A 12462-nucleotide genomic window follows, 5' to 3' on the forward strand; every position below is an offset into this window, starting at 1 on the left:
ATTTATGGACATAGAATTTCTGCCTGTCGCACTGAGGAGCGTTTTTACAAGACACTAGATTTTTGATCTCTGTCCAACTCAACCAGTCGCATAAGCACTTATTCGCTCCGCAAACTTTTCACTGGATTTAGCAAAGCAGCTCGAATGCTTTGAAGGCTAACCGTCACCAATGCAAGACCAATAGCCCCCACGCCCGCCACCACGAACGCCCACCAGGGCACGGCAATGTGGTAGGCGAAATCGACCAACCAGCGGCTCATAGCGTACCAAGCCAGGGGTGTAGCAATGCCAATCGCGATGATGATTAGCTTTAGGAAATCTTTGGTGAGCAATCCAATCAGGCTGGGTACACTGGCCCCCAATACTTTCCGAATACCCATCTCCTTAGTGCGCTGTTTGGCGATGAATGTCGCTAGGGCGAATAGCCCCAAACAGGCAATGAAAATGGCTAAACTCGCAAACAGGCCACTCACCCGGCCAAACCGCTGCTCAGCTTTGTACTGCTTATTGAAAAAATCGTCAAGAAAGAAATACTCAAACGGGTTACCGGGGAAAATCCGCTCGTATTGTGCCTGAATACTGGCCAGTCGCTGGGTAAGGTTTCGGGTCGAGGCCAGTTGTAGCGAAAAGAATTGGGCCGCATCAGGCCGAAAGCGCAAGAGCATAGGCCAGTGCCCTTTTTGCAGGCCTTGCTGGTGAAAGTCTTTCACCACCCCCACAATCTGAAGTGTATCGCCCGTACCAATAAACTTACCTAAGGCGTCACTGGGGCTACTGAAACCCAGCAGTTTAACGGCTGTTTCGTTGAGAAGTGCATTCGTTCTATCCGTGCCAAAGGCGCGGTTGAAATTCCGGCCGGCCAATAAACGAATGGCATAAGCTTCCAGGAAGTGGTCGTCGATAGCCGTATTGTAGAGTGTGTTATCAACGGCGTCGGCGCGGTCTACTCGACGGGCGCTGTTTGCCCACAGAATTTCCATGCCTGGTATATGAGTCGACGTCGTGGTTTTCTCCACGAATCTCGCTTTCAGGAGCTCCTGCTGGAAAGCATCTACTTTAGCTCCGTAGGTAGAGTCAGGAGCCAGGACCCCACGAACAATCAACTTCTGGGCTGAACTGAAGCCTAAATCCTGCTCCTGCATAAAGCGCAGTTGTCGGTAGACAGTTAGCGTGCCAACCATCAGAATAATTGAAGCGGCAAACTGAAACACAATGAGGCTTTGCCGAAGCGATAAGCCACTAGTAAGATGGCTTAGTTTGCCTTTTAAGGCGGTAATGGGCTGGAAACCGGATAACAGCAAGGCTGGGTATAAGCCCGACAGCAAGGTCCCCCCCAGGAATATACCAAAGGCAGGAAGCCAGAGGTCATGTTGTAGCCACTGGTTCAGCGATAGTGGGTTTCCTGTCAGGTCACTAAAATAAGGGGCACTGGCCTGTACAATGATTAACGCCAGCGCCACGGCAAGTAAATTGGGGAGTACAGATTCAATTAGGAATTGACTAATTAGTTGGGCGCGTTCAGCTCCGGCCACTTTGCGAATGCCGACCTCTTTAGCCCGGTCCATGGCCCGGGCCGTTGCCAGGTTGATATAATTGATCCAGGCGATTACCAGAATGAACAGGGCAATCACCGATAGTACAGCCACCGACTGCCCGTTGCCGTTCGCTTCAGCTTCCTGATTGAGGTTGGAAAAAAGATGAATATCAGGCAACGGTTGGAGTAGTAACTCAGACCGGTTTCCGTTTTTAGCCTCATTGGGAACGTATTTCTGAACCAAATTAACAATTTTGGCCCTAAACTGCTCAACCCGAGCAATGGGCTTTAGTTTTACATACGTATAAAAGGCGTACCAGCCCCAACTGGTCTGGGCGTCAGGTTCGGTTAAGTAGGAGAAAATCAGATCGAGTTCGAGGTGGGAATTTTTGGGGTAATCCTTATAAACGCCTTTTACCAAATAGGGAGTACGGCCCAGCTTAATCGTTTTGCCCAAGGGATTTTCACGAGCGAAATATTTGCGGGCGGTCGTCTCTGACAGCACAACCGTATTTTTATCGGTCAGTGCTGTGGCCTGATTGCCCCGTAAAAAGTCGATCTTGAAGATATTGAAAATGGAGTTATCGGCGAAGTAAAAATTATCCTCTCGATGATGAATGTTCTGGTAAGTCACCACATTGGTGCGGGCGGCGAAGAGCCGGGCCGTTTCGGCTACTTCGGAGAACTCCTTTTTCAGGGTCGGTGCAATGGCCGGGTAGGACGTAGCCGAGCGAAACGCCAGCTTCCCATTCTGATAACTGTCCAGTTCGATGCGGAAAATATGATCCGCGTCAGGATGGAAGCTATCGTAACTTCGCTCGAAAGTTACGTACTGCAAAATCAGCAGACAGGCAGCCATCCCGAAGGCCAGCCCGAGGGTATTGATCAGAAAGAACGACTTATTTTTGAGCAGGTTTCGCCAAGCGACTTTTAGATAGTTGCGTACCATAGCTGGTTTTATAATAAAGATGGTTTGCGGTTCCCGACTGGGAAACCCGGGTTGAGAATAGGTAAGGATTTGGCCTGTAGTGGACCCGCTAAAGGGGCAAATCAGCCGTAAAACTGCCAGTATATAGCGCCAGCGGGCTCCCCGCAAACCGACGGTCTTTATCCAGTAGGCGAACATCTCCAGTAGATCCCCCTGCAGTTCGTCTTCCAGACCAGAGGGGCTGAACCGGCTCATTAGCCAAGTAGCCCAGCGGGGCGGTCGGTCGTTACGGGGCCTGGTATCGTGTTTCTGGTCGTTGGTTAAGCGCCCCATAGTAGTAGGATTGGCGTTGGAATCTGGTCCCACAATTGACTTCGTAAGTGTCGGCACTCGATCAGGGCGCGCTGACCAGCTGTGGTAACGGTAAAGAGCCGTTTTTGGCGGCCTCCCCGCTCGGTAGTAGCTCCACCCATCTGGGAGGAGACAAATCCTTTCTCGGCGAGCCGTTGGAGGGTGGTGTGGACCGTGGGGAAGCTGATGCTACGGGCCATCTGCTGGTCAATGTTTTGGGTGATGGCCGCACAGTAGGCCTGCTCTTGCAGGGCAGCTACCGTCAATAGGACGACTTCCTCCAACTCTCCTAAAAAGGCTCGTTTCATGACAAACGGAAAAGATTAGTATAGGTTTTGTCGGACAAATGCCGGGCCAAACTTCACAACTAGGCCTGAAAGCCTTTAATGGCGGTTTTTCTAAATCAACTGGTGCTAAATTGTCCAAAATTGGACAAATGCCGTGCAGAAGCGGACAGTCGTATTCTACGGATGGTCGTGGCCAGTGACTCATACAAGCCGTTTAATTAAACGCCCATTTTAGGCGACGTTCGTAGTTATCCTTTATTGCTTGCATTTTAAGTTCAATGCTATCTAAACTTGTCATCTGCTTCGGCGTCCCAGTCACTTTTCAATGGGTCCGTTTTGCCACACAGGCTGAGTGTGGGAGAGGATAAGGAAGAATTTTTGACCCGCCAAACTACCGTCGAAACTACCCTTTCGAGCCTCGCGGCCAAGTTGCCTTCGCAATTGTGCGGGCGGCCTCCGTTGATGCCAACCTAGTGGAAATAATCCATAAATGGTTTAGTTTTGGTCCATCAGTCATTCGAACCAGCCTACACTCTTTCGCCAGCGGTCGACTGCCTGGTGCTGGGTCACAGAGGCAACCTTGTTGTTCTATGACGCAGGCCATCCTATTGAGTTGATGTAAGTTCATCATCCGTCCGATCTGCCCCCTCTCGGCAGACCATATACAGCTTAAGGATGTTCCTTTCGTCAGAAAAGTCTTTTATGTAGCCTAGATTAAATCATGAGCCAATCTGATAACCGAAACAAAGGCTTTAAAACAAATCGAGTCAAAGCCCTCGCCGATGGTATTTTTGGCATAGCTATGACCTTGTTGGTATTAGATGTGAAGGAATCAGCTGGGCAGGGCCAGGAATTTTGGGAGCAGTTTCAGCCCATAGCCGAAAAGCTTTTCCCCTACATCGTGAGTTTTCTCATTCTGGGTATTTATTGGACGGGGCATCAGTCCCAATTTTATTTTATTAAGTATACGACACGGATGCATCTGTGGCTGAATGTCATCTTGCTCATGTTCGTGGCTCTTATCCCTTTTTCAGCCGCCTTGCTTAGTGAAAAAAAGTTAAGTCAATTTTCCGTTCTGATCTATGGCAGTAATGTACTGGCGGTCTTGGTAGCTTTTTACGCCCAGTGGTGGTATGCCACGCATAACCACCGCTTAATCGATCCAAAGCTTGATAAACGCCTAATCGCTGATGTTAAAAAAAGAATGCTCATTCAGATGGTGGCCTTTTTAGTTGCCTTAGCGGCCTCTTACTTAAGTACCAGGGTGAGTATTATCCTGTTTCTATTGGCTCAATTGTCCTACGTGTTCCTGACCACCCAAACGCCAACTGGTGCGCCTGCTGATGTGGAGAAGTCCGTTTCAAGGAAGCAGACGGAGAATGAGAAGGGGGATTGAAAACTGCACTGATTACCATTTACTGGACACAACTTCAAACGCGTTTAACGTCGTATTTTGTGAAGGCTGGCAATGGCTCACCTTAACGTCTGGCCTTACCCTAGCCATTCAAGAAGCAGCTACATGAAAGCCGCTTCGTCTCAATCGGGAGCGTATTTTGAGATCAAAACAAGTGTTTTATTGAAAATAAAGAAGTGACTGATGAATTGAATTTCACAGGGCACCCTGTGAAATCTGGTCGTATTTAGCCCATTTCGAGGTGTCCATTTGGGGATACAAGCTGTCCGTAAGTGGACAAGATTAGCCCTAAAATAGCGTCAAACAGTAGCAATAGTGCCTAGTTTGACCCTTTCACTGATTTGGCAAATGATTTGTACCAGATAAAGTAGACTGCTTTAAATGACTCAATAAGAAAGAGGAGTCAGCCAGAAATCCAAACCATTCTAATGGCATCTCCAACTAAATGATAAGCCAAGCATTTTTGAAATCCCTCATTATCTCATTGGTACTTTCTCTACGCTATGGGGAGGGTTATAGTAACGGAGCCGCAACGGCGGACCGTAAAGAATTACGTTAAGCGGAACGCCCGCAGCCGCGGATGGTGCCCGGCATTTTTAGACTTTATCCAGTACTTAACGACTCCCAGAATTAGGTACATTGATGGATGCCGGTCCGCTGGAGCGGTACAAGTTTTGGAAAAAAGTTAGGTAGCTTTTCTAGCTTATTTGATACCAGAAACGAACTATACTTGAAACCTAATTTTTTTTATATAACCCAGTATGACCTGGCGTTCCTGGTAGCGATTAGTATCGTGCTCAATTTTGCGATGCTGTTAGGGTTCACCAGGAAAGCAAATCGGGCGACGAACCGGCTTTTAGCCGCAGCATTAACGGTCGCTGCTTTGTGGATGGCTAATAGTTTAGCGGTCAATATCCGGCTGGCAGCTTATGTTCCTGTTTTTTCGCTGGCGTTTGGGCCCTTTATTTTTTTTTATGTACTCAAACTAACAAAACCAGTATTTAGATTTCACTGGAAGGACTTGCTGCACTTCATCCCGGCACTTGTAGAGCAATTCCTCCGGTCAAGTCCGCTATTACCGTTCCTGGCGTTTATTTCAGGTAGTATCTACCTGTATTGTGCTCATAGGCTGATCGAACGCTTTTATCAAAGCAAACCATTTCACGACGGCGACCGGTACCGGTACGAGTTTCGGTGGCTTCATCGCTTACTGAAAGGCTTCGGGCTATTGTGGATACTGTGGATACCTTTTTGGGCCAGCGGTAATGATGAGCTCTTGTGTATTCTGTTAATGGCCATGCTTATCTGGATAGCGGCACGAGCCTTTTTAAGACCAGAGATCGGCGTAAGGCCAGATAGGGTACCGATCTCAAGGCCGCTAGTATTGGATGAATTGAAACAAAAGGGTAGTTGGATGAAGAAAGCGGTTAAAGAAAAACGCTATTACGAGGACCCGGAATTAAGCCTTGGCTCATTGGCCGAAAAGCTTGGGGTACCGGCGCATGAATTATCGCGGGTACTCAATACGGTGTTTAAAAAGAGCTTCAACCAGTTCATTAATGAATACCGGGTTCAGGAGGCCATTCGTAAAATGCAGGACCCAGCTTACGATCATATCACCCTGTTGGGCATTGCCTATGATTCGGGGTTTAATTCCCAGAGCACCTTTAGCCGTTTTTTTAAACACTTCACCGGGAAAAGCCCGGTGGACTATAAAAATGGCCTGAAAAAAGACTGTTCAACTTATAAGTTGACCAGTTATGGCCGATTTGCGACGACAATTTTGCCTGAGAAATCAAATCGCAACTTTATGTTTAAAAATCATTTAACTATCGCTCGGCGCAACATGCTGCGGAACAAAGGCACGGCTTTCATCAACATCGCGGGATTAAGCATCGGCATGGCCGCTACCATTTTGATCATGCTTTGGGTTCAAAATGAATTGAGCTTTGATCGGTACCAACCGGATATTGGAGATTTATACAGGATCAAATCAAAGTTGAGGATAGCCAGTAACGAAACCTGGTTATGGGAAACATCCCAATATATTTTAGGAGATAATGCATCAGGACAAATACCGGAAATAAACATGGTAGCGCGGCTAAAGCCCCGTAACAATTCGGACCTGGTGTTGCATTATCAACAAAAAATAATAGCGGAGAAGAAATCGGCCTATGTAGATGAACAATGGTTTAACATGTTTCATTACGATTTTATAAACGGCTCTTCGGAGGACTTTAGTAAGAATCCTTTCAGCCTTATTCTCACGTCTACAGCCGCCAAACGATATTTCGGTACTGAGCCTGCGGTCGGAAAAGTTGTACGGATTGATAGAACTACTTATCAAGTAAGGGGCGTGGTGAAGGATAATCCTGCCAATTCAAGCTTTCAATACGATGTGCTGATTCCAATGGCTGCCCGATTGTCAAATCCTGACGACAGGAAGAATGCATCTGATTGGGGTAACTACAATTATATTACTTTTCTCAAACTCAGAACCGGAGCCAATCCTGTTGCGGTATCGGCAAAGCTTACTCAAATTTTAAGAGCAAATGAAAAAAATCGTGACGATAAGTCCGATTACAGTCTTCTAAAAGTTGAGGATATGCATTTCGAGAACGACCTAGAGCGGTCTGCATTCAATCATGGTAGCCGTACGATGGTGAATGTATTTATAGTATTGGGGTTATTACTTCTCAGTACAGCCTGCATCAATTATGTAAACCTGACGACTGCCCGGGCCAGCGTGAGGTCAAAAGAAGTGAGCATACGTAAGCTAGTGGGTGCAGAAAAGATGCAATTGTTTGGCCAATTTATGGCTGAATCATTCCTGATCAGCGTGCTGTCACTGGCTGCGGCCCTATTATTAGTTGAACTCAGTTTACCCTGGTTCGAGTCATTCACAGGCAAAGAATTTGACCAGCCGTTATATATACCCAGCGTATGGTTAGTAATTGCGGTAACGTTACTCATTTCTTTTTTATTAAATGGCATATACCCGGCAGCATTGCTTTCATCCTTCCAGCCATTACATGTTTTTAAAGGTAGAAACTTGCTCAATTTTAACGATTCCAGTCTCCGAAAAACATTAGTCGTTATCCAGTTTACGATTTCGGTGATCTTGATTACAGGAACAGTAATTATTTATTGCCAATTGAGGTATGTTCAAACGAAGGATATTGGCTATGATCGGTCGCAGGTTTTTACCTTTACGTTTCCTTATTGGACTATTCACGACCCTGATTTGAAAAAACCGGAGGTGTTACTTAATTCAGTAAAACAAGCATTAAAACAAGAGGCCTCCATAGCGGATGTAACTACGGCCAGTACCAGGCTGACGGATTTCGATAATCAAAGTTCATCGTTTGATTGGGAAGGTAAGCCCAACGATTTTAAGCCGGTACTGGCTCCCTTACAGGCAGACCCGGATTTTCAGCGTATGATGCGCCTTAAAATTGCCGAAGGGCGATGGTTCAACTCGGGTATTGCGGATCAACATAATGTCCTGCTGAATGAGACAGCGGTGCAAACACTTCAACTACAAAGCCCCATTATCGGGCGAAGATTTATGCATCAGGGTGATACGGGTGTTATTATCGGTGTTGTAAAAGATTTCAACTATAAAAGCTTACGTGAAAAAATCGGCCCGATGGTTATAACAAATCAACCGTCGGGTGGATTTTATATAAAAACTACCGTCAGAAACACGTCCGCGGCCATTCTAGCTGCGCAAAAGATATGGAAGAAGTTTTTTCCAGATGATCCGTTTGATTACGAGTTCCTTGATGACAACTACACTAATTTGTATAAAACGGAGCAGCAATCATCCGTTCTTTTTACGTTGTTTGCCGGCATTGCCCTAGTTGTCTCGGCACTCGGTCTTTTAGGCTTGGCCGCGTTTGCTGCTGAGCAGAAAGTAAAAGAGATCGGCATTCGCAAGGTGTTGGGGGCAAGCGTTCAACAAATCGTAGGTTTACTTACGATTGACTTTGTCAAGCTGGTTTTACTAGCCAGTATACTTGCTTTCCCTATAGCCTGGTGGGCCATGAATGAATGGTTGCAGGACTTTGCCTATAAGATCACATTGTCCTGGTGGATATTCGCGCTGTCTGGTGCTATAGCGTTGACCATTGCTCTGCTCACGGTAAGCTACCAGGCGATCAAGGCAGCCGTGGCTAACCCGGTAAAGAGCCTGCAAAGCGAGTAAGTCGTGGCGAGTTTCCTTATTTCCTAATTCAAACTTTAGGATATGCTGCCGACGACGGGCCTGCGCGACTCCAGGTCGGCGTGGGCCTTCGGCGCATCAGTCCAAGTATAGACAACCGGTTTTTCCAGTTTGCAGCTATCGGCCCGCAACAGGGCAAATCCTTCTATCATGGCCTTGGCCGATCTAACCTGGTAAAGCGGATGATTATTGAGGATAATTTACCCACATATATATGTTGTATTAAACGCCCGAATTACAGATACGCAAATCTCTCTTCGTCTCAGTAGGGAGCGTGGCTGTTGCACAACTCAGCTTTCTAGCTTGACTTTTGATTGTCTAACCAGGCTGATCGGATTTTCTACCTTCGGTTTTCTATCTCAGTTAAGAAAAAGCAGCTCAAAACCTCGAAAAGTATCTTGTGATGCCAAAGACCACTCCACTTTCAGCGCTATGGCTTGGCTGATGGTGGACTTAGTGGTGAACTTCATATACTTCTTCAAATTGAAGGCAACGGCTGCCATCAGCATCACCTTGTGAGCCCCTGATTTACCCCGTACATTCACTTTTCGCAGGCCAAAGTACTCGACCAGACTACCTAAAACCGGTTCTACGGTTTGGTGGCGAAGCCGTTTCATACGCTGACCTCGCCGACTTTGCTGGCGAGCCAAGGCTCGACGATAGAACGGATCATAGGCCGTCCGAATAATTTGGCGGCATTGACTCTTGGGAACGCAGCTGGGTTTGAGGGGGCACTGTTGGCAGTCCTGGTAATCCGCTCGGTAGACTTTCAGCCAGCCGCCATCCGCATTCTTATCAAACGTCTTAAACACTAAACGCTTGCCCTGCGAGCAGGTAAAGTGATCTGCTTGAGGATCATAGGGAAAGTCCTCGATTTGGGGCTTGTATTGGCCGAAAACGGGTATCCATCCTATAATTTTCCACTGCTCCAGCAAGGCGTAGTTACTGCCATTGGAATAGCCAGAATCGGCCAGTATTTCCTCTAGACGCAGTTCATTATTGGCCAACCGCTGCTGAAGGTTCAGCGTAATATCGGGTAAAGACTGGCTATCCCGACCATCAGCAAAATCGGCCTGCACATGACTGATGACGCCATCGGCTGTATCAACCGCCAAGCTACAATGATAATTGAGTTTACGGGCTTTGCCAGGCTTGATGGAAATACGGGCATCGGGATCGGCAGGACTGTAATGGGTTTTGTTGCTGAGTAACTTTGCCTTTTCGTTGCCAGCTCCTAGAGTTTTTGGTGCGCTCTTCAAGTTTTGCTGGCGCTTTTTTAACTGTCTTAACTGGTGATCGGCAGCACTAATCACAGATGCAGCTTGACGGGGGCTGAGCGTGGCTTTAGAGGTTACTGACTCATGCTGATCTTCAACCGACTGGACCAGCCTAGGGCCAGGTAAATTGGGTTGTTTTTCGAGCAGCCTTTCCATCGACGCATTGGCTTTAACAGGGGCTGAGTCAATGGCAACCCGCCGACCTGCCACCATGTTGTTGGCCACGCATAGAGTGAATACGTTGTCAAATAGTAGTTCAAAGAGTGCTTCCGGGTAGAGTTGGCGGGTACGGCTCAATGTGGAGTGCCAGGGTAATTGCTCATCAATGTTGTAGCCCAGGAAATACAGCATATCCAACGGTACGCCGTCGCGGGCGCATGGAGCAGTTCTCAATCAGCTTACGGTCAGAGGTAATATTCTCCAGACAACCGATGAGCATGAACTTAAAGAAAATGATTGGGTCAATGGATGGGTTGCCTGTATGGCCATAGAGCTGTTTAGTGCCCTCATAGATAAAGGTCAGGTCGAGCGTCTCTTTTAACCGACGGTAGAAATTGTGCTTAGGGACGCGGCTGGACAGCTGAAAACAAGTGATCTGCTTTTCGGTATATTCTTTTCTGCCTTGCATACCTCAAGATACAGAAAAGGCTACTTAAATCTCTAGGTAGAGTTGTGCAACAGCCACGAGCGTTAATTGAGAAAACAAATCTGCCCAGTTGGCCATGCCTACTGCTTCTTTAGGAGCTGGTTGACAAGTTTTTTTAAGTCCGCAATTTCCTGCTTGTGCTGCTTGTCCAACTCGTCAACTCTTACTTGTAAGGCGTGATTCGTTTGCTCTTGTTGGATACTATACAAAGTCAACTCCTCCACTTTCTCTAGCAAGGTGGTATTCAACTTTACCAGATCAATACCCTCTTTAGCTACCTGATCGGCTGAAGGAACACCTGGTAAATGTCCATTTTCTTGAACATAAGCAGCCACTGCTGACAAGGAGCACAATCGATATCCCGAGGTGAAGACCCTGTCACTCCACTCAGTAGGACTGTTGATGCGAAGCTGGTAGCGGGCTTTGACCAAATCCCCTTGTTCATTCACCGTTAGAAACTCATCTGTTGCTTGACTCGGTTTACTGTGGCTGGTTAAGTTCGTTAGCCGTAATCCGCTCTGGTCTGTGGCTTCACTGACGATCTCTATTCGGGCGGTTGGGGCCGAAGTCCCAATGCCAACGTTCGCCTGATTACCCAATACAACAGCATGGCTGACCGTCACCTTGGCATCAGCCCCAATAGCCGTAGCATGATGTAGACTCATTGAGGCGGCACTAGTCTGATGACCAATGAAGGTATTACTACCACCAGCCCAAAGGCCTCCTCCCGCTTCGCCACCAATAATGACATTATGGCTACCGCTACCTCCGCCAGACTGCACGTTGTATCCCATCAATATATTATCATCGCTCGTGGTAATGGTGGTTCCAGAACTAGGCCCAATAATGATATTATTACTACCCGTTGTCGTTTTTGCCCCCGCTGAATAGCCCACAAATGTGTTTTGAGTGCCTGTTGTATTCGAAATACCAGCCCGGCTGCCAAAAAATGAATTATTGGATCCCGTACTGGCCGAACCGGCAAAATAACCGACAAACGTGTTATAATCGGCCGTTTGATTGGATTGTCCAGCGTCGTCTCCCAGAAAGCTGTTGCCAAATCCGGTCGTGTTATTCCCACCCGCATGACTGCCGATAAAATTATTCGAGCTTCCGCTGGTATTGTGGCTACCAGCCGTAATACCAATGAAGTTATTATTATCCCCTGTCGTATTATAATAGCCTGCATCTTTGCCGACGAAGACACTATACGATCCGGTCGTATTGGAGTAACCTGCATAGGCCCCAACAAATGCATTGCTATTCCCGGTCGTATTGGTATAGCCCCCTGCTCTGCCTACCACCGTGTTATAATAGCCGGATGAGTTGAACAAGCCTGCCTCAACCCCCACAAATGTATTTTCATAACCTATGGTTGTAAACCGTCCTGCATCGACGCCATAGAAACTGTTCTTTTGACCGGCGGTAAGCGAGCTGCCGGCATTATAGCCAGTCACCGTATTTCGATCGCCGGTCATATTTCCCGAGCTACCAGCTCCTGTTCCCAGCAGGGTATTAAAGGTGCCATAAGTTGCCGTGGTGGAGTTATTAGCGGTGTTGGCTACATAGTTGCCCTGGGCTATTAGGCGATTGTGGAGAAACAAGAGAATAACAAAAACGGAGAGCTTGGCCATAATCGGGTAGATTTAGTTGAGAGGGAATATCAACCAATTGACTCAAGAACAGGAAGTAAATCAATACCTTAATGATATTTTAATTCTTCTTTTGAGTGACCGGTAAGCCGCATATTATATGCACCCAAAATACCAGCCCTGGCTGGAGTAGCTCTCAACTTGCTGA

5 protein-coding genes and 1 pseudogene are annotated in these 12462 nt (G+C 47.2%); 2 read left to right on the forward strand and 4 right to left on the reverse strand.

The genetic code is table 11. From position 1 onward, the window contains the following. Positions 1–98 precede the first annotated feature (98 nt). Entirely contained in the window at positions 99–2795 is a 2697-nt protein-coding gene (locus GO755_RS36810) for an ABC transporter permease (RefSeq protein WP_157590441.1), read from the reverse strand. Further along, complete coding sequence (locus GO755_RS36815; protein ID WP_157590442.1) at positions 2783–3121, reverse strand: PadR family transcriptional regulator; 339 nt, start codon at positions 3119–3121, stop codon at positions 2783–2785. Before GO755_RS36815 ends, GO755_RS36810 begins: the two co-directional genes overlap by 13 nt. A 700-nt stretch (positions 3122–3821) precedes the next feature. On the opposite strand from GO755_RS36815, the gene GO755_RS36820 reads away from it, so the two are divergent. Further along, entirely contained in the window at positions 3822–4496 is a 675-nt protein-coding gene (locus GO755_RS36820) for a TMEM175 family protein (protein WP_157590443.1), read from the forward strand. A 748-nt stretch (positions 4497–5244) separates the two neighbouring features. Then, the gene (locus GO755_RS36825) at positions 5245–8721 is read left to right on the forward strand and encodes an ABC transporter permease (protein WP_198175041.1); all 3477 of its coding nucleotides are present in this window, start codon (positions 5245–5247) and stop codon (positions 8719–8721) included. 377 nt (positions 8722–9098) lie between these two features. Here the strand turns inward: GO755_RS36825 and GO755_RS36830 are convergent. Beyond that, a pseudogene (locus GO755_RS36830) lies at positions 9099–10644 on the reverse strand (IS1182 family transposase). A gap of 98 nt (positions 10645–10742) precedes the next feature. Continuing rightward, positions 10743–12296: an autotransporter outer membrane beta-barrel domain-containing protein gene (locus tag GO755_RS36835; protein ID WP_157590445.1), complete on the reverse strand. Its 1554-nt coding sequence runs from the start codon at positions 12294–12296 to the stop codon at positions 10743–10745. Positions 12297–12462: the final 166 nt, after the last annotated feature.

The sequence above is a fragment of the Spirosoma arboris genome (assembly GCF_009754945.1).
In the GTDB taxonomy this organism is placed as follows: Bacteria; Bacteroidota; Bacteroidia; order Cytophagales; family Spirosomataceae; genus Spirosoma; species Spirosoma arboris.